The 19139-nt window shown below is 57.8% G+C and carries 17 protein-coding genes and 1 pseudogene; 12 read left to right on the top strand and 6 right to left on the bottom strand.

Going from position 1 to position 19139, the window contains the following annotated elements; translation table 11 throughout:
* Positions 1-337: 337 nt before the first annotated feature.
* The 6 genes from HNQ59_RS01420 to HNQ59_RS01395 all read left to right on the top strand — a co-directional run bounded on the left by HNQ59_RS01420 (position 338) and on the right by HNQ59_RS01395 (position 9208).
* Positions 338-1978: an acyl-CoA synthetase gene (locus tag HNQ59_RS01420; protein WP_184034207.1), complete on the top strand. Its 1641-nt coding sequence runs from the start codon at positions 338-340 to the stop codon at positions 1976-1978.
* Positions 1979-2026: 48 nt separating this feature from the next.
* Positions 2027-4672 carry a 3-hydroxybutyrate oligomer hydrolase family protein gene (locus HNQ59_RS01415; protein WP_184034204.1) on the top strand — a complete coding sequence of 882 codons (2646 nt, stop codon included), beginning with the start codon at positions 2027-2029 and terminating at the stop codon, positions 4670-4672.
* Positions 4673-5189: 517 nt separating this feature from the next.
* Complete coding sequence (locus HNQ59_RS01410) at positions 5190-6242, top strand: acyltransferase family protein (protein WP_184034201.1); 1053 nt, start codon at positions 5190-5192, stop codon at positions 6240-6242.
* A 193-nt stretch (positions 6243-6435) separates the two neighbouring features.
* The gene (locus tag HNQ59_RS01405) at positions 6436-7017 is read left to right on the top strand and encodes a PAAR domain-containing protein (RefSeq protein ID WP_184034198.1); all 582 of its coding nucleotides are present in this window, start codon (positions 6436-6438) and stop codon (positions 7015-7017) included.
* A gap of 2 nt (positions 7018-7019) precedes the next feature.
* Positions 7020-7985 (top strand): VRR-NUC domain-containing protein, encoded by a 966-nt coding sequence (locus tag HNQ59_RS01400; protein ID WP_184034196.1) that lies wholly within the window; start codon positions 7020-7022, stop codon positions 7983-7985.
* On the top strand, positions 7982-9208 hold the full coding sequence (locus HNQ59_RS01395) for a type VI immunity family protein (protein ID WP_184034193.1): 1227 nt from the start codon (positions 7982-7984) through the stop codon (positions 9206-9208). The genes HNQ59_RS01400 and HNQ59_RS01395 overlap by 4 nt, the downstream gene beginning before the upstream one ends.
* Positions 9209-9680: 472 nt before the next feature.
* Here the strand turns inward: HNQ59_RS01395 and HNQ59_RS01390 are convergent, their stop codons facing one another.
* Complete coding sequence (locus HNQ59_RS01390; RefSeq protein WP_184034190.1) at positions 9681-10655, bottom strand: NAD-dependent epimerase/dehydratase family protein; 975 nt, start codon at positions 10653-10655, stop codon at positions 9681-9683.
* A 139-nt stretch (positions 10656-10794) separates the two neighbouring features.
* A complete protein-coding gene (locus tag HNQ59_RS01385) occupies positions 10795-12048 on the bottom strand; it encodes a winged helix-turn-helix domain-containing protein (protein WP_184034187.1) in 1254 nt (417 codons plus the stop codon).
* Between the two features lie 107 nt (positions 12049-12155).
* Between HNQ59_RS01385 and HNQ59_RS01380 the strand changes: the two genes are divergently transcribed.
* Positions 12156-12617: a CreA family protein gene (locus HNQ59_RS01380; protein ID WP_184034184.1), complete on the top strand. Its 462-nt coding sequence runs from the start codon at positions 12156-12158 to the stop codon at positions 12615-12617.
* 203 nt (positions 12618-12820) lie between these two features.
* On the opposite strand, the gene HNQ59_RS01375 is transcribed toward HNQ59_RS01380, so the two are convergent.
* The 3 genes from HNQ59_RS01375 to HNQ59_RS01365 are packed head-to-tail and all read right to left on the bottom strand — an operon-like array spanning position 12821 to position 13986.
* Positions 12821-13237, bottom strand: a complete 417-nt coding sequence (locus HNQ59_RS01375) for a YeeE/YedE family protein (RefSeq protein WP_184034181.1) — start codon at positions 13235-13237, stop codon at positions 12821-12823.
* Positions 13238-13249: 12 nt separating this feature from the next.
* Entirely contained in the window at positions 13250-13675 is a 426-nt protein-coding gene (locus HNQ59_RS01370) for a YeeE/YedE family protein (RefSeq protein ID WP_184034178.1), read from the bottom strand.
* Positions 13672-13986, bottom strand: coding sequence for an ArsR/SmtB family transcription factor (locus HNQ59_RS01365; protein ID WP_184034175.1), 315 nt, complete (start codon positions 13984-13986; stop codon positions 13672-13674). The genes HNQ59_RS01370 and HNQ59_RS01365 overlap by 4 nt, the downstream gene beginning before the upstream one ends.
* Before the next feature lie 77 nt (positions 13987-14063).
* On the opposite strand from HNQ59_RS01365, the gene HNQ59_RS01360 reads away from it, so the two are divergent.
* The 5 genes from HNQ59_RS01360 to HNQ59_RS01340 all read left to right on the top strand — a co-directional run bounded on the left by HNQ59_RS01360 (position 14064) and on the right by HNQ59_RS01340 (position 18943).
* Positions 14064-14924 carry an MBL fold metallo-hydrolase gene (locus tag HNQ59_RS01360; protein WP_184034172.1) on the top strand — a complete coding sequence of 287 codons (861 nt, stop codon included), beginning with the start codon at positions 14064-14066 and terminating at the stop codon, positions 14922-14924.
* A gap of 534 nt (positions 14925-15458) precedes the next feature.
* Positions 15459-16121 carry a DUF6683 family protein gene (locus HNQ59_RS01355; protein ID WP_184034170.1) on the top strand — a complete coding sequence of 221 codons (663 nt, stop codon included), beginning with the start codon at positions 15459-15461 and terminating at the stop codon, positions 16119-16121.
* Between the two features lie 237 nt (positions 16122-16358).
* Complete coding sequence (locus HNQ59_RS01350) at positions 16359-16694, top strand: HU family DNA-binding protein (protein WP_184034168.1); 336 nt, start codon at positions 16359-16361, stop codon at positions 16692-16694.
* 331 nt (positions 16695-17025) lie between these two features.
* A complete protein-coding gene (locus tag HNQ59_RS01345; protein WP_184034165.1) occupies positions 17026-18462 on the top strand; it encodes a sigma-54 interaction domain-containing protein in 1437 nt (478 codons plus the stop codon).
* Positions 18463-18466: 4 nt separating this feature from the next.
* Positions 18467-18943, top strand: coding sequence for a GNAT family N-acetyltransferase (locus tag HNQ59_RS01340; protein WP_184034163.1), 477 nt, complete (start codon positions 18467-18469; stop codon positions 18941-18943).
* A gap of 42 nt (positions 18944-18985) precedes the next feature.
* Here HNQ59_RS01340 and HNQ59_RS01335 read toward each other — a convergent pair.
* Positions 18986-19087, bottom strand: a pseudogene (locus HNQ59_RS01335) (IS481 family transposase); the annotation flags it as partial.
* Between the last annotated feature and the right edge of the window lie 52 nt (positions 19088-19139).

Genomic DNA, 19139 nt, shown 5'->3' with positions numbered 1-19139 from the left:
GCTTGTCAGCAGGGAAGCACCTGGCGGATGTATGCAAGAGGGCAGGGATGATCAGTGTCTGGAAAGCTGGACAATAGATATTTCACCAACAAATTGATTATATTGAATTTAATGAGCCATGCCATTTTGTGTCCGATAAAGCAGACAGTTGTGCTCTGATTTCGCCCCGAGGGTTGTCTGCATATGTAGAACACGCGACATGGGTTTTGTAGATCGATGAAAGCTGAATTTAAAAATATCGATTTGAAACAATTGGATGGCTTTTATGGCTCAGATCCTGCTTATCCCACCAGCAGAATCTGTATGACTGATACTTACCACCCAAAGGTCATGTTTGATGGAATCACTCACCACGCCCAACCCATTTCGCATTGGCCTGGATGCCAATCAGGCCAACTATGTCCCGCTGACACCGTTGACCTTCCTGAGCCGGGCCGCTGAGGTGTGGCCGGATAAATGGGCGGTGATCCATGGTGACCGTCGCTACACCTGGGCAGATGTGGCGTCGCGCGCCAGGCGGCTGGCATCGGGCTTGGCCAAGTTTGGTGTCGGCGTGGGGGACACCGTGGCGGTGTTGGCACCCAATATTCCTGAAATGATCGATGCCCACTTTGGTGTGCCGCTGTGCGGGGCGGTGCTCAATACCATGAACTACCGATTGGATGCACAGACCCTCGCCTTCCAGATCGATCATGGTGAGGCCAGGGTCTTGTTGGTGGATACCGAGTTCATCGAATTGGCCAGGGAAGCGGTGGGGATGGCCAGCCGTAAACCGCTGGTGGTCGATATCATCGATAGCGAGCACGATACCGGCGCGCGGCTGGGCCCTTTGAATTATCAGCAATTATTGGCTGAGGGCAGCTCTGCATATCAGGGCATACCGGTTGTGGACGAGTGGGATGCCATATCGTTGAACTATACCTCTGGCACCACCGGGAACCCCAAGGGCGTGGTCTATCACCACCGAGGGGCATATCTCAACGCGGTTTCCAATATCCTCGCCACTGGCATGACACACGACACGGTCAAATTGTGGTCATTGCCGATGTTCCATTGCAACGGCTGGTGTTTCATCTGGACGCTGGCTGCGCTGGGGGGGACATCGGTGTGTCTGCGCCGTGTGGAGGCGGCGACCATGTACCAGCTGATTGCGGCGCATCAGGTCAACACCATGTGTGGTGCGGCGGTGGTGTTGAATATGTTCATCAATGCCCCGGATGCAGTTCGGCTGCCGTTTCCCAATCAGGTGCGATTCAATGCGGCGGCGGCCCCGGTACCAGTGCCCATCATCCGTGCAGCGGAGGCGATTGGCTTCAAGGTGCAACATCTATATGGGCTGACGGAGACCTATGGCCCGGCAACGCTGTGCCAATGGAAGCCGGAATTTGACGCCCTGCATGGCGACGAGCAAGCTGCCATCCTCAAGCGGCAGGGGGTGCGATACCCCATGCTGGAGGCCGTGACGGTGATGAACCCGGACATCATGCAACCCGTGCCGGCGGATGGCCAGACACTGGGTGAGGTGATGTTTCGAGGCAATATCGTGATGAAGGGGTATCTGAAGAACCCTGCCGCAACCGCAGAAGCCTTTGCCGGTGGCTGGTTTCACACAGGGGATCTAGGCGTATTGCACCCCGATGGCTATATCGAGCTGAAAGACCGCTCAAAGGACATCATCATTTCGGGCGGGGAGAATATTCCTTCCATCGAGATCGAGGCGGCGCTCTACCAGCACCCAGCGGTGCTGGAGGCGGCAGTTGTCGCCAAACCAGACGAAAAATGGGGAGAGGTGCCTTGTGCTTTTGTCACGCTGAAAGAGGGTGTGGCGGCCCCCACTGAAACCGAGTTGATCTCTTTCTGCCGGGCAAGGCTGGCGGGTTATAAAACGCCGAAGGAGGTTGTCTTCGGCGCATTACCCAAAACGTCAACCGGCAAGATCCAGAAGTATCTATTGCGAAGCTTGGTCAAGCAGTCTTGAGCCATGCCGAAATGGCTTTGACCAAATCAACGACACCCAGGAGGCAACATGGTTTCAGTCCGGTTGTGGTGGGTAGGTGTGTTGCTCGGCTTGGCCGGGTGCGGTGGAGGAGGCGGTAGCGGGGCGGGCGACAATGCGGTATTGCATGGCGAGCTGCAGGGTACGGCGGCAACGGGCGATGCCATTGCCCAGGCCGCGCTGGTGCTGAAAGACGCAAAAGGCCAGGAGCGGCACGCTGTCACGGATGACCAGGGACAATACCGCATCAGCGTCGAGGGCTTGACTGCACCGCTGATGCTGGAGGTAGTCACCGGTGCAGGGGAGCGGTTGCACTCACTGGCCTTGGCTGATGAGGCTGGTGGCCCGATCAATATCAACCAGGTCACCGAGCTGATCGCTCGTCGGGCGTTAGGGGCGGAGCCTGGTGCGGTTTTCCAGCAGGCGGGGCACCGTAGCCTGGTTGCGGATACGCTGCGGAGCGCGGAGCAGGGTGTCATGCGTGCATTGCGTGAGGCCGGGGCGCTGCCGGATCAGTTCGAAACCAGCTTCCGTCAAGCGGTCATGCAGATCGGTGATGAGTTGGATCGTAGCCTCGATACATTGGGCGATCTGAAAGAGGCCGAGGTGTCAGGGGGTATCCTCAACTTCAAGCTGCTCAATATCCGCCCGGCCTTTCTGCAGGGCGAGATCAAACAGGCTCGCTACGACGGGCAAGCCGATGATCTGTTGACAGCAGGGTTGGGTAAAACCGGCTTGGCCGCGCCGTCCGCACCCCTCTTTGCCGACCCGGCCCAGCCCACTGCGGCAGAGCTGCGTCGCAATGCCATCTGGTCAAATTATCGTGCAGTGCTCGACATCTCGACAGCGGGTGGTTATGGCCGCCTATGGGGCCCGAACATCGATACGCAAGGGGCAAATACCCTGGGCGAGGGCAAGATTGCTGGCACCGAGTATCTGGCCTTTGCCGGCGACCGCAGTGGTAAGGAAAACGTGGTGCTGATGGTGCAAGTGCCAGACAGTTTCAAGTTGGATAAGCCCTGCATCGTCACAGCTGCCTCTTCCGGCTCGCGTGGCATCTATGGTGCGATCGGCAGTGCGGGGGAATGGGGGCTTAAACATGGTTGTGCGGTGGCGTATACCGACAAAGGCTCCGGGGCCAGTGTGCATGATCTGGTCAGCGACACAGTCATGCTGCTGGATGGCACGCGTCAAGTTGCGGAGCCAGCAGGCAAGCTGGCCCATTTCCGTGCCAGATTGTCTGACCAGGTACTACAGCAATACAACGCCGGTTTTCCGAACCGGGTCGCTGTCAAGCATGCCCATTCCCAACAAAACCCAGAGAAGGACTGGGGGCGCAATACGCTGGATTCGGTTCGCTTTGCCTACTATGTGTTGAACCAGCAATTTGGTAGCGATGCAGGCAAGGGACGGCGTTATCGTGATGCGGTAAAACCCGCCCGTACCATTGTCATCGCCTCCAGCATTTCGAATGGCGGCGGGGCTGCACTGGCTGCAGCGGAACAGGATAGCGCCGGGCTGATATCTGGGGTGGCGGTCAGTGAGCCGAATGTAGAAGTCAGCGGTATCGAGGGGGTGACTATCCGCCAAGGGGATGTGGTATTCGAACAGGTCGGTAAGCCGCTGCTGGATTACATCAGCTATGCCAACCTGTATCAGCCTTGCGCGGCGCTGTCCCCCGCCTTGGCCGGTGCCCCGTCGAATGTGGTGGACCCCGTGCGTGGTGCGGTGCGTTGTGCGCGGCTGGCCAGCCTTGGGTTGCTGGCGGGCGATACCACGCTGTCGCAAGCCAATGCTGCCCTGGCCAAGCTGCGGGCCTATGGCTGGAATGCCGACAGCGATATCGCCCAGCCGTTCCAGTACGTCTTTGCGGCTACCCAGGGCATCGCCATGGCCTATGCCAATGCCTATGGGCGGTTCAGTGTGGCGGACAATTTATGCCAGTTTGGTTATGCCGTGACCAATAATCTGGGCTTGGTCATCCCCACCACGCCGTTGGGCTTGGCCCCGTTGTATGCCACGCTGAACGGCATTCCGCCCTCATCTGGCATCAGCATGGTGTATGGGTCGACCGGCTTGACCACGATCAGGGAAGATCTGGCGACCAATGCGCAGGGGCAGCGGGACTACAATCTGGATGGCGCACTGTGCCTGCGCCGCTTGGTCACGGGCATTGATCCAGTGACACAACAGGCGCTGACGGGCAACGAGCAAGCACAGAGCAGCCGTATCCAGTCCGGGCTCAAGCAGGTATTACGTAGCGCCAATCTGCGCGGCAAGCCCGCATTGATCGTCACCGGGCGGGCAGACGCGCTGCTGGCCATCAACCACACCTCTCGCGCCTATGTGCTGGCCAATCATCTGAAGGAGGGTGGTAACAGCCGCTTACGCTATATCGAGATCACCCATGGCCAGCATTTTGATGCATTCCTGGGCCTGGCTGGGTTCGGCACGCGCTTCACCCCAGTTCACTATTACTTTGATCAAGCCATGGATCACATGTACGTCCACTTATCACAGGGGCGGGGTTTGCCACCCAGTCAGGTTGTCCGCGCAACACCACGGGCCAATCAGGCAGATGAACTGACCATCGCCAACCTGCCTGCCATCAGCACAAGCCCCGTGGCGGCAGATCAGATCCAGGTCGTCAACAAGCAGTTGGTGGTGCCGCAGTAGCCTCGCTGACAGTGAGTCCGGGCGGACTGCCCAAGCGTTTGATTTGTTGTTTTCCTTCATTTGCGCAGTGACCCAGGGGCGTCGGGTTGCTGCGTTTTTTTTGTGTAAGGCAAACGGATTTGGTGCTTTTCAATAACTGATTGGTACATATCCATGCCATGAAAGCGCATCTACCGACACCGGCACGGCACCATCGTTGATGCTGCCACCCCCGTGGTGACCTGCGCAATAAATGGATTGACCGTGCCAAACCGCCACTGCACAATGAAAAGACCAATGGTTCCGGTGATGTGCTTTCACGGCCTGAGCTGAACCGTATCAACCGAGCCAGGGGCCCAGACAAGGGGTCAAACCAAGGCGTTCATTGCGGCGACCGCATGCGTATCATGGCAGGCATGTGGCGCTGGCCGGTGGCAGATGTATATGTTGTCCTTGCCCCATACCTCGCGATGCGTGGCCTTCCGAGAGAGTTGAGCGGCACTTCATTCAATTCATTCAATTCATTCAATCCACACCCATGACCAATCTACAACATCTCGCAGATGGTAAGACCGAGCATGTCGGTTATCTGGATGGATGGCGTGGCCTGGCCATCTGCGCTTTGTTGGTCGGCCACTTCTTTCCCGTGCCAGGGCTCAATTTCGGCACCATCGGGGTGAACCTCTTCTTTGTCTTGTCCGGCCTGTTGATGGGAGGGCTGCTCTTTGAAAAGCAGGAGCCGATTGCACGATTCTATAGAAGACGGATCGCCAGAATCGTCCCCGCACATTTATCGTTCATCTTGATCATCACACTGTGCTGGTTCGTGTTTGATCAGCCCATCAGCATCAGGGAATTCGCTGCGGCTATCTTGTTCCTCAACAACTACATACACCCTGATGCCAGCACGGGCACGGGCTTGATGCCCTTTGGCCACATCTGGTCCTTGTCGGTGGAGGAGCACAGCTACATCGTATTGTCGCTCATTGCCGTGATCTGTCGCCGCCATCTGTTCTCTCAAGGCCGTGGTGTGGCGGTGTTGTTCGCCGCCTCGGTCGCATGCACACTTGTCTACCAGTGGTGGGCCCCGCCAAAGCTGGCCTTTACACAATGGCTGCAAACGGAGACTGCCGCGTATGGATTGCTGGGTGCCGCCCTGTGGGTGGCGGCTGGCAGACCCATGCCGACCGGATTGACTTGGCGATGGGCGGCCCCGGCGCTGTTGCTTGCGGGCATCGTGCTGCACTGGTGGTCTTGGCCCCTGGCTGTGCAAAGGATACTTGGCACCGGTTGCTTCATCGCATCCATTTGCATGCTCACGGTCACGCGCGGCTGGTTTGCTGCCATGCTGTCCTGGGTGCCGTTACGCCAGCTGGGCTTGTGGTCGTATTCACTCTATCTCTGGCAACAGCCGTTTTACCTCTGGAGCCATCAGCCGCACGGCCCGTCGCCTGTGCTGGCGCTGCTGCTGGGATTGGTATGTGGCCTGGCCTCCTATTACCTGGTAGAGCGCCCCACCAGAGCCTATCTGAATGCCCATTGGGGCGCCCATCAGGCCGCAACCAAGCTGGCGCTTGATCGTCGCACCTGACGCTTTGTGTTGTTATGGCGGAATGCAGGTCTGCACTATCGTCCAGCAGGTGAGCAGGGGTGATAGCCAAACCATCAAGACCACGCCCACAGAAAGCCGCGTATACCAATGCTTGGTGGCCATAGGACTGGCGATCGAGGAGGACGATTTTTGGTGAGATATGCCATGTCAATAAAAAGAATGGGAGGAAGATGTGGCAATCATCGGATTCATCGTGCTGGGTGACCGCACATCACACGGTGGCGTGGTCATCACAGGCGACCCGACCTGGACGATTGATGGACAACCCATCGCACGCGTCGGTGACAAGGTGACCTGCCCACGCTGCAAAGTCGTCTCAACTATCATCAGTAGCCGTTTTCCATCGGTCACCGGTTTTGGCAGGCCTGTTGCCTATGATCAGGATATGACCGCCTGCGGTGCCGTGCTGTACTCCCGCCACAACGACCACACAGGATGGGGAACGGATGATGATGAAGGCGACGATGTCAACGTCACAGCGGCACCTATTGAGGAATACGCGCCCAAGCAGGCGCTACGCTTCCAAGAGCACTTCATATTGCACGACAACATAACGGGCAAGCCATTGACTGGCGTGCCATACACCATCAGAACCGGTGAGGGCAGGGCCTTCACCGGCGAGACCGACGAGCAAGGCCGCACCGACGTGGTGTGGACAGACTCGCCTCTGCCGGTCGAAGTGGTGGCCCATCCGAAACCTGTCGACGATACTGACCCGTATCACTACGCAGAACTCAACTACGAGGGCTTGTGACGATGGCAGGTGTACCGACTCCTGGTCGCGGCGTTGCTCGATCCGTTACACGTAGTGCATCAGCAGGGCGAGACATTGGAATTGATGATCCGTTGGACAAAGGCTACCTGTGCGAGCACATCTGCGAGTGCAGCGCAGGGACCGCGATATTCAGCAAGAGCGGGCAGGAACTCAAGCAACGCTGCGTGACAGCACGCATCTGGCTGGATGAAGAAGCCAGTCAGCTTGTCTGGCGCTACAAGGCCGAGGTGGGTTTCAACATGAAAACCAACCCGCCTGCGCCGCTGATGAGCCGCGACCAGCCGAATCGACCTAGCCGCTTTCCGCTAGGACGGGCTATTGGCGATGGTATCCTCAAGCGGAATTTGGAAGGCAGGCCACAGAAGGGGCTGCTGCGCATTCCCGATTGCATCATCCTCAAATCGACAGGTGCGGAGCTGGCTGCCATGCGCGCCAGTGGGCATATCGACTGGAAGCGCCTCATCCCGGTCAAGGCTAACATTGAGACTGTAGTCGAGATCAAATTTGATGGTGACCAACTGTCTCGTTCTCAGCAAGAGGACTACGCACTTATTGCTGGCCCAGATCGGTTTCGCCTGCTTAAAGCCAATGATTGCGAGTGTGGTGCCAAGCGCCGACGCCCAGTCGAAGAGCCAGTACGCTCTCCGGTTACAACACCAATGAAGCGAGAGCGCACCGAGCAACGGCATTGGTACCAGCCTGCGCCGCCGAAACCTGCCCCTGCTCCGCGACCTGTGCGCCCACAGTACGGGCCAGTAGCCTCCCAAGAGGAAGGGTCGTCGATGAGCAGTTGGCTCAAGACCGCAGGCGTTGCAGCGGGCGTTGTGTTGGTCGGCGTGATTGCCGTTGCCGCACTCCCGGCAGAAGCCGTTGCTGCCGGCGTAGCACTGCTGGTTGTGGGGGGAGCTGCCACGGCAGCGCCAATCAACAAGGACAAGAAACCATGAGCGATAACCTTGCAAAGATCGAGGCACTAGTGCCCGATTTCCAATATGTCGATTCCGACCACAACCGAGTTGTTCTGACGGTGGGCTTCTCCGCGTCGTTCTATTTCTGGGACGGACATACACCGGCAAAGAGAGCGGCCCTGATTGAATGTGTCGAGGCCTTCGAGGCGGCCTATGGCCACGAGTTGAAGTGGGGTTGCAATCCAGACACTTGGAAAACCGTCCGACTCGAAGACAAGAAGCTCCCTTCCTTCCGCAACCACGTCAAAACTCTTGATGAAGACGATGCGGTCGAGTGGTACGTGGCCTCTGGCGAGGATCGCGAGGAGGTGAGCGACTATGCGCTAACGTGCCTAACCGAGCGTGGATGGATGGAAGGGCGGATTTCGTCCCTCTCATTCCATCTTCCTCGCGCTTTGATCTTCCAAGCAGAGCAGCAAAAAACGCTCTCTGACCTTATCTTCCTTTGCAACGACCGACTCACTCCATTTCACGGCCACGCCGGGTTTGGTGCCATTACCACTGAGCAGCAGATTGAGTGGGAACCAGAAGAGCTGGACGTAGCAACGCGCTACTTGGCTCTCTATGCCGGAGGTACTTTCGACGCTTTGCAAGCCCCCAATGGCCTTAAAAGCATGGACTGGCTAACCTTCATCGGTAACACGTTGACGCAGCGCCTGGGTGGCCCTGACGCCTTTGTAGCGTATTGCCGCCGCTTTGGCGTGGAGCCTACTCCGCATGGCTCGGGCTTCTTCATCCGCTCAGGTGAATACCCGCAGCTCGGCCCTGTCGAGGAGCCCGTGCCTGAGGCTTACGTTCGAGCAAACGCTGCGCTGCGACCGCTTCGCAACGGCAATTTCGGCTCGATGGGCACGGGTTCAGTAAACGGGGAGTGTCGATTCAACCGCTGCACAAGCGACTTGTGGATTCGCCGCCTTGATGCCCCTGGTATCTGGCCACCCACCAGCTTGATCGGCTTGCCTCGCACGCCTGTGGGCAAAGTTCCGAGCAAGAAGATCAGGCTGAAGACCGGCGAGACATGCGCCGTGCATGGCCGGTATCGCCATCCTGCCTTCGAGGCTGTCGCGGCGGGGGATGACGACGACGCGCCACAGGTGGTGTTGATGCCTGGTGATGTCGCACCGTACTGGCTCAAACTTGGGCCGCACGGTGAGTACCTTGGCCGTGATACCGTGGCCTGGGAGTTGGTGGCTGAGTTATGAGTAAATAAGACCGCATATTGTTTGCCAATGCACCGCAATGGATGAATGACGCCCTTGCGCGAATCCTGCCATTACAGGTGCGGCGCACCCTGGCGGTGATGGATAGCAGGCCGTTATTTGGAGATCAGGCAGGAGTCGGTGCAAGGGCAATGGATTGTATTGGACAGTGCGCAGATCACTCGATGCCGGCAGCGTCACGTGATCTGGGCCAATATGATCACAGGCATCAATGCCGTATTGGCTTGGGTACGGCCTGTAGTCGGAATCGACTACGTTTTGCTGAAATGCACGCCAAGGTGGGCCGTGGTGCTTGCCGACGGTGTGTTCTGCGTATTACTGGAAAGGTGTGTGTGCCTTTATTTGTTGCGCATCGCTGCGATGATTGAACTCATTGGCTGAAATGGGGCGGGAGCTGGCGTCAGGTCTGGCTTGCTGTGTCGATTGATGCAAGGCGGCTCATCAACGGGTTGAATCATCGGTTGTCTGGTCGGTGGTTTCGCAGCGCCCCAACGCCTTCGCGGAAGCTGATCACCGGCTCGTAGCCCAATATCTGGCGTGCGCGCTGGATATTGTAGCGGCGGGGTTGGGAGACGAATGCCAGCTCGAATCGGTTGATGGGCGGGGGGAATGGGAGGTGAAGCGTGCGCCACGTCCGCTCCAGGCCCGCGACCAGGCCGCTGAGTTGATCCAATCGCCATGAGCGCTTGGGGAGGGGGGCCCCGAGTGTGGCCAGCACCGGTACGAAAAAGTCTCGCACGGTATGCTGTTCATCGTCGGTCACCAGCATCACATCACCGTGCTGACCATGCTGCAAGGCCAAGCAGATGGCTTCGACCAGGTTGAGAACGTGGATATGCTCGAAAGCCGCACGGCCCTCATCCACCCAGATGAATCCGCCCCGCCGTGCCCGGCGGGTGATGGTTTCCAGTGCGGGGCACCCTACTCCCCAGACAAAAGTGGGACGTAATACGATGCATTGCATGTGGCCCGAGTGAGCCAACACGGCTTGCTCGGCCAGGTGCTTGCTTTTGCCATAGTCTGACAGGTGGGCGTGTGTGGTCGCGGATTCATCGACGCCAAGCAAGGGTTGATCACCCTGCATGACGGATTCGCTACTGAGGTATAGGAAGCGGGGAATGCAGGCGTAGTGCGCGGCATCCAGCAGTTGCTGGGTGGCAATGACGTTGTGCCGCTCAAAATCACGCCAGCGCCCCCAGGTGGCCACCAGGGCGGCGGCATGGATGACGCAATCGCAATCGTTCATGGCCTCTGCCCAAGGCAGGATATCGCGCAGGTCACCTCGAACGATCTTGGCCCCGGCCTGGCTGAGTGCTTGGGCATCTGCAGGCTGTCTGACCAGGGCCCTTACCTCGTGGCCATCCGCAATCAGCCGTTGTAACAAGTGTCGTCCGACAAAACCGCTTGCACCGGTCAGAAAAACTCGCATGGCACGCTCGTGACAATAGGAGTCTGTATTGTATCGGTTGTGTAGCGGGAAGGCTTGCCGATCCAGCGGGGAGGGTGGTGCCGGTGAGCAGCCACTCTTGTCAGGCCCGGTTCGCCGTCTGCTGCCACTGGTCAGTCGTTCACTCGCGTGGCGGTGGCTGGTTGGCGAGTGCTTGCAGGGTATCGGTCAACAGCGTGCTGAATGGCTGATGCAGGCAGTGGGTGAGGACGACAGTGGGCGTGCCATGCCACTGTGCGCATTGGGCAAGGGCTGCAGCAATATCTGTCGCCAAGGCTTGGCTGATGCGTACTTGCGGTTCCAGATACAGTGCCTTGATCTCGAACACGCCTTGCTGACGATGGGCCTTGGCGTCCAGCCGACCAACCAGTTTGCCGCGTCGCAGCAGCGGCAGTACGAAATAACCGTAGCGGCGTCTTGGGGCAGGGGTATAGCACTCCAGACTATATTCAAAGCCAAACAGCTGGGCCGCGCGTTTGCGATCCCAGATCAGCGGGTCGAAGGGGGAGAGCAGGGTGGTATGTGTGGCATTGAGCTGGCCAGCCATTGCCTGTTCAGCCACTGCCAGATGTGCCGGGTGTAAAAAGGACTCACCCGCAATACCCTCGATGCGGACGGGGATCAGCCTGCCTGCGTCGCACAAGGCATGCAGCGCAGCCTGCGATGTGCGGCGCCCCGTGCGGTAATAATCGCCAATCCAACTGGTGTGGGCCACGCCCAGCGCTTGCACAGCCTGCTCCCACAGCTGGGCCTTACAGATGGGCTCGGCTTGCAGATCCCGCGCATCCTCCCATTCGGGCAAGACTCGCTCTCGCAGATCGTATACCCGCTGAAATTGCTGCCGACGTGCGACCATCAATTCACCCGCAGTGAACAAGACCTCCAATGAGCGTTTTTCGGGTTTCCAGCTCCACCAGCCGCCGCCTTTGCCATCCTTGCGCTCAAAATCGGCGGATCTGACCGGGCCGTGTTGGCGGATGTGCGCCAGCAGATGGGCGATGGACTCCTGATGTTCGGTCATCCATTGATGCGAGTATTTCCAGCCCATCGACTGCGGGTCGATCATCCGGTGTCGGAACAGGCCGTAATCCTCTCGCGGTAGAAAACAGGCCTCGTGCGCCCAATATTCGAACAGTGCCCCCTCGGCCAAGTGTTCATCCAGCCAGTTTGCTTGATAATGCCCCAGGCGGCTCCACAACACGAGGTAAGGGCTGCGCGCTACCACATGGATGGTATCGATCTGCAAGGCACCCATCTGTCGAATGCATGCCAACACATCCGCCTTGGTGGCTCGGCGCCTGGGCTTGGTCAGCAGGCCAAGCCCAGCAAGTTGAACCCTTTGAGCCGCTTCGATTGACAAAGAGAGCGTTGACATGATTACAAAGCTGTTAATATTGACAGTATATTTACATGCTTCAACCAAGCTGGCAAGCCATTTTGGTACCATGGCTGCAATCCGTTATCCAATGAACAGGAGTCGTCATGAAACAGATGATCATGCTGGCGATGTTGTTGCCAGTGGCGATGGTGCAGGCGGAAGAGATCGGCTCGGTCGATACGGCGTTCAAGTTGCTGGGGCCAGATCATAAAGTAGTGATCGAGGCGTTTGACGACCCCTCTGTCGAGGGGGTGGCCTGCTATGTGTCGCGTGCCAAGACGGGCGGGCTCAAGGGGGCCATCGGTCTGGCCAAGGATCCCTCGCGGTTCTCCGTCGCTTGCCGTCAGGTTGGCCCAATGAAATTCCTGAAGCCACTACCCAGGCAAGAGGAAGTATTCCGCGAGCGTGCGTCCTTCATTTTCAAACATGTGCGGGTGGTGCGCATCGTGGATGTGAAACGTAACGCACTCACTTACCTGACCTACTCGGACAAAATCATCGAGGGCAGCCCGGATAACGCCGTTACCGCTGTTGCGGTGCTGGATCAGAAGATTCCGGTGCAATGACACCATATCGATGGAACTTGTTGAAAACGTTATTGACCGCACAAAATATCAAGTATCGCAGGATTGAACAGGGCTAAAGTGCCGAATGCGCATATCTGGTTGTAGGCGATCCCGCCATTGACCGGCGCCCGGTTTGCCCCTGCCGTGCCATGCTGATCGTGGCAGGTAGTCTTGGGGAGGTGGTGAAAGCCATCTCCCCAATTTTATTGCCTGCGCCACCACCAGTCGTGCAGCAGCATCCCCGCCAACATGGCCAGAACAAACCACAGCACGTCTACCACACCGCTGCCAAGCAAAACCACTGCCGGGCCAGGGCAGATGCCTGTCAGCCCCCAGCCGATACCAAACAATGCTGCGCCGAATAACAGCTTGCGGTCGATATGCTGTGCGGTTGGCAGCTGCAAAGGTAGGCCCAGCAAGGTTCGGCCACGCTTTCGAATCACCATATAGCCCAATGCGGACAGGCTGATTCCACCGACCATGACCAACATCAATGACGGGTCCCAGTGTCCGGTCACATCCAGAAAGGCGAGCACTTTGGCAGGGTTGGCCATGCCCGCCACAATCAACCCCAGGCCGAACAGCAGGCCGCAGAGGGCTGCAAGCAGTACAAATAACATAGCTACCTCCTGTTACAGATGGCGCAGCAAGGCAACGGTCAATATGCCGCTGGCGATGAAGCTGAGTGTGGCTGCCAGAGAACGGGCAGAGAGCCGGGACAGGCCACAGATGCCGTGGCCGCTGGTGCAGCCAGAGCCGATACGGGTGCCTACCCCCACCAACAAACCCGCTACGATCAGCTGGCCGACATTGCCGGACAACTGAATCGGCGGTAGTGGTTGCCACAGCTGCCACGCCAACGGGGACAGCAGCAGACCTACCACAAACGCGAGCCGCCATGGCCATTCCCCATGCTGCGGCAGCAACAGACCAGCCACAATGCCGCTGATCCCGGCCACCCGGCCCAAAGTGAGTAGCAGCAGCGCAGCGGCAAGGCCAATGAGCAGCCCGCCTGCCAATGCACTCCATGGGGTGAAATGCAGCCAATCGATGGTCATCTGGGTTCTCCTGGTGGGGTAGGGCAATAGCGTTGATATAACAATTGCAGGATGGCCTTTGCCGTTTCATCCGCGATTTGATAATGAATGCGCTTGCCCTCCCGCCGTGTCTGCACCAGCGCCTCTTGGCGCAAGATGCCGAGTTGCTGGGAAAGACTGGGCTGGCGGATGCCGGTCAGGGTTTCCAATTCCCCAACCGAGCGCTCCCCCTGGCTGAGCTGGCACAGCAGCAGCAGGCGATCCTCATTGGCCAGAGCACGTAGCAACTGACTGGCTTCACGTGCCGCATGTTGTAGAGGGGCAATATCCATAGTTCCGGAATAAACAATTTACTTTTATATATTATGTATTAAAGTATAATGAAATGCAAACTCAGGAGTAACCCCCTATGGCAGCCTTGATCGAGCCCTTCTACGACCCTACGACCGGTACCATCAGTTATGTCGTGTACGACAAACCAGGCGGACACGCGTTGGTGATCGACCCGGTGCTGGACTTTGACGCGCCTGGTGCGCGCATCCGCGAACACAGCGTACAAGCCATCAGCCAGTTTCTACAGACACATCAACTGCAGCTGGAGTGGATACTGGAAACCCATGCCCATGCGGATCATCTCTCTGCCGCGCAATGGTTGAAACGGCATCTGGGGGGGCGGGTTGCCATCGGTGAAAACATCCGCACCGTACAGGCCCTGTTCAAGCCCGTGTTCCATCTGGAAGAAAGCTTTGCCGCAGATGGCAGCCCATTTGATGTATTGCTGAGGGACAATGAAGTATTCCGCTGTGGCGGATTACAGGTGGAGGTTCTGGCGGTGCCGGGGCACACCCCAGCGGACGTGGCCTACCGGATCGATGATGCGGTGTTTGTGGGTGATACATTGTTCATGCCAGATGTTGGCACGGCTCGTTGCGACTTCCCAGGGGGTGATGCCCGGCAGCTGTACCGCTCCATCCATAGGTTACTTTCACTGCCAGATCGGACGCGCCTGTTCATGTGTCACGACTACCCACCGGCTGGGCGTGCGCCAGCATGGCAAAGTAGCGTGGCTGAACAGCGCCAACACAACCTGCACATCGGCCAGGGCGTGGATGAAGACACCTTTGTGGCGCGCCGCACGGCCCGTGATGCTACCTTGCAACCCCCCACCCTGTTGCTGCCATCGATCCAGGTCAACATCCGAGCAGGCCATTTGCCGCCTGTGGAAGCTAATGGGCGGCGCTATTTAAAACTACCGATCGGTGGTGCGTAGGCTGTCGATTGCATGGTCGATGCTGGTGGTCGCCAGCTGGTCGCGGCCAACTCACGAAGGCCGATGTCGCTGACGGGTGCATCTTCATCCGCCGCCTGGTTGACCGCATTGGCGGCGGCCAATCTCAGTTTTGGACTATTAGCCATTCGCCCGAATGGCTGTGTTGTGTCGCTAGGCATTGGCCCATTTGTACTCGCCGTGCTCACCTGCACGGATCAGCCAGATTGCCAAAACCATCTCCTTTATTAGTTACCGAATCTACACCCTAGGATAGCAAACAGAAGCGTGGCCTGTTCAACAAGCTGTTTTGCCCGTTTCATCATAGGTTTGAGATGTCCCATGTTCAAAGCCAGAGGGTGGGGCGTATCAGCTGCATACCATGGTGCGTTCCAGGCGAGCGAGCAATCCAGGGGCTTTTGTCATCTCTATGCGTGCTGATGTCCCGACGCTGGCGGGATGCCCCTTTCGTTTCCAATGACAAGAACATATAATCCGATTTATGACATAAGAATATTGAAATGCGAGGCGATTGTTATGAGCTCACTGACGAGCCCTGCCCACCCTACGCACCCACTGCATCAGGATGGCTCTGCTTGCGATCGTTTGCGTTATGCGCGCGGTTTGTTGCGCGATGTCGTCATCGGGTCTGTTGATCATGCGTACCCAGATGGGATGGGGTGGTCGTCGGTGATCATTGCCTCACCTGAGCCGCTGGCACCAGTACGGTTGGCAGCTGCCTGGCGGGTTGGCGAGCGGGAAAGTAAACAGGTGCAGACGACATACGAGCAGTTGTTGCTGGCTTATCACATCGACGCCATGGAAAAACAGTGGCCCGCGCATGACCTGGGTGTGGCGCTGTCGGTCTACCTGGTCGGCAATTATCAGATGGCCACTGATCAGGTACTGGATCTCGATAAACAGCGGGCGGTTGTCCGGCAGCTCCGCCAGCGTATCAATCGGCATGCCACCCTGGCTGCATTGACTGTGCTGACTCGACAAGAGTTGTTTGAGGAGCTGGCGATCACGGGTACTTTGATGTCCGCGATACTGTTGCAAAACGCCAACGGGATTGGCAATGACGCATCAAGTTGGGCGAAGCCTGCCGCACAGGAAAATTTGCAAACGCTATTGCGGCTACCGCATACATCGCTTTATTTCGATCAAGCCGGGGTGCACGTCCACAGTGGTTCGGCCTGAATACAGTAGAGCCTTGCCCTGCCGTGAGAGTAGGCCCTTGACGGGGTCGATACAGTTGAATTGACAGATATATTTTTGCAAAAAAATGACAATCGAATCAAATTTGTGCGAGCATGCCCCGCAAAACCGCGTCAAACTTGATTCAGAATGATTGCAAAAACCTCAAAAGCTTGCTTGAATGCGCAACCAGGCCGTTGTTGGCTGGCCTAAGTACTTTACTTACTAAAGGGTCTTCACATGCGTACCAAAAAAGAATTGATCGATGCGCTCGCCGAGCGTACACAGCAATCCAAAACTGCCACCGAAGCTTTCATCGATGCATTTGGCGCCGCCGTTCAGGTATCACTGGCCAAAGGCGAAGAAGTGGTACTGCCTGGCATTGGCAAGTTCTCGGTAAAAGACAAGGCTGCCAAGACTGGCCGCAACCCCAAGACTGGTGAAGCAATCCAGATCCCCGCACGTAAATCGCCTGCGTTCAGCGCCGCCAAGGCACTGAAAGATGCAGTGGATGTGAAGAAAGAAGCTGCGCCAGTCAAGAAAGAGGCCGCCAAGAAAGAAACCAAGAAGAAGTAAGCTTGGTACCGGTGCCGTCAGACACCGGGTTTCGAGGCGAAGCCCGGTGTACGCGCCTGCTGTGTTGTCAGATGTTCTGCGTTACTCCCTTCCCATACATTCAAACCAGTTGCCCAGGCTGATTCAGCGCTGTCTGTACTACTGAAGATAGCTGCCCCTGAGCCACGGTATCACCAAGATGCAGACGATCTGGTGAGCCAATGTCAACAGCCATGACAGGCTGATCCCGCACGCGCATAATGGCCAGATTGCGCCCGCTGGCCCACTCTGGCCGCTGTCACCACCAGGACTGCATCTGCTGGCAATGCGCTTTCCATGCCGGGATGACACCATGTCGCTTGATCTGCAATTACGTCTGCTGGATGAGCCCCATCATCTGCAATCGGTGCTGCGCGAAGTGTTCTTCGATCTGTTCGAGCGACAGCTTGAAGGGGCAATCATGGTCAATCGCGATGCTCGCGTGGTCTGGCTCAATGATCGGTATGCGACATTGCTGGGGCTTGCCTCGCCGCTGGATGCGCTGGGTGCGCCAATCGAGACTCTGATCCCCCATTCGCGACTGCGTGAAGTGCTGGCCACTGGCGAGCCGATTCTGCTGGATGTCATGGACTATCGACATCAGATGTTCGTGGTCACGCGCTTTCCGGTCAAGAATGCGCACAACGAGGTCATCGGCGCCATCGGCATCCTGTTGTATGAGCGCTGGGAGCCGCTGAAACCGCTGCTGGCAAAATTCAAATTGCTGCAAAGCGAGCTGGATCAGGCCAGGCGGGAACTGGGCAAGCAGCGGCGTGCCGTTTATGGTCTGGATGACATCATCGGACAGAGCCCAGCCTGTCAGCAGATGAAGTGCCTGGCCCAGCGTGCGGCGCAGCTGGACGCGACTGTTTTGTTGGAAGGGGAGACCGGCACAGGCAAAGAGTTGCTGGCGCAGGCCATCCACAACACCAGCAGCCGGGCTGACATGCCCTTTGTTGCCTTGAATGTCGCGGCCATCCCAGACACCTTGCTGGAAGCCGAGTTATTCGGTGTCAGCGCAGGGGCCTATACCGGGGCAGACCGTAAGGGTCGGGATGGTAAATTCAAGCTGGCGGATGGTGGCACCTTGTTCCTCGATGAAATCGGGGATTTGTCGCCAGCCCTGCAGGTCAAGCTGCTGCGTGTGCTGCAGGAGCAGGAGATCGAGCCACTGGGTAGTAACCGCCTGCTGCGGATCGATGTACGTATCATTGCCGCCACCAGCCACCGACTGGCCGATCGTGTCACTGCTGGGCTGTTCAGGGCCGATCTGTTCTATCGGCTAAATGTGTTGTTGATTGTGCTGCCTCGTTTGTGTGATCGCCAGACGGATCTACCGGCATTGTGCCAGCATCTGTTGCAGCAGATCACTGATCGGGCTGGCCTTGCCACCCGTAGCTTGACCGCTGGCGCATTGGCTTGTCTGGCAAGGCAGCGGTGGCCCGGCAATATCCGGCAACTACGCAATGTATTGGAACAAGCCTGCTTGCACAGCGACCGCCACCGGCTGGATGCATGTGACTTTGATCAACTGCTGCCTGATCCTGTTGCGGCTGACACCATCGCACCCCTACAGGAAACATTGGCTCAAGCAGAGCGACAAGCTTTACAGGCTGCCCTTATCGCTTGCGGAGGGAATCGCACCGAGGCTGCCAAACGCTTGGGCATCTCCCGCGCAACGTTTTATGAAAAGTGGCAGCGTCATGGTATGTTGGAGGCCCAACAACCCGGATCGACGACGTGGAGGTAACGTTATGCCTGATGTGATACGCCCTGCCACCCTACACGATGCCATCCAGGCCTGGGCCATCCGCCGCGAGGCCGTTCTTGCCCAGTGCGCGCGGCATTACCCCATGCCCGACCTGATCCGATGGACAGAAGGCGAACTGCCCAGCAGCTACGCCGAGCTGGTCGCCAAGTGTTTTCACGTTGTTGAGCGAGATGGTGCTGTGATTGCGACAGGGACGGTCAATCTGGATAGCGGCCAGCTTGATGCGATCTTTGTGGCCTCCCGCCACTCGGGGCAAGGTGTTGGCAAGGCCATCATGAATCATCTGGAGCAACTTGCCAGACAGCAGGGTCTGGGTGTGTTGACTTTGAAAGCCACGCTGAATGCGGCACCGTTCTATCGGCGTTGCGGTTTTGTGGGCGAGGCAGTCAGCGAGTACTGTTCGCCGCGTGGTATCAGCTTGGCATGTGTGCCGATGCAGAAATCCTTGGCAGAGGGGTGAGCCTACCCCTCAAGCCTCGCAAGATGAGCAGCTGACTGCATCAGCGGCCTTGCGGCGATAGCGGGCAATGAACACCCAGCGTGTGGCCCGATCGATGGCGCCAAACAGATGGTATCGGCTGGATTCATCGGCCATCTGTGGCAGGTCAACCATGACGCCCGCCTATCTTGATGGCATAATAAATCGTCAATATTTG

It is taken from the genome of Chitinivorax tropicus, from assembly GCF_014202905.1.
Classification (GTDB): Bacteria; Pseudomonadota; Gammaproteobacteria; order Burkholderiales; family SCOH01; genus Chitinivorax; species Chitinivorax tropicus.
This window is presented reverse-complemented; position numbering and strand designations above follow the sequence as displayed.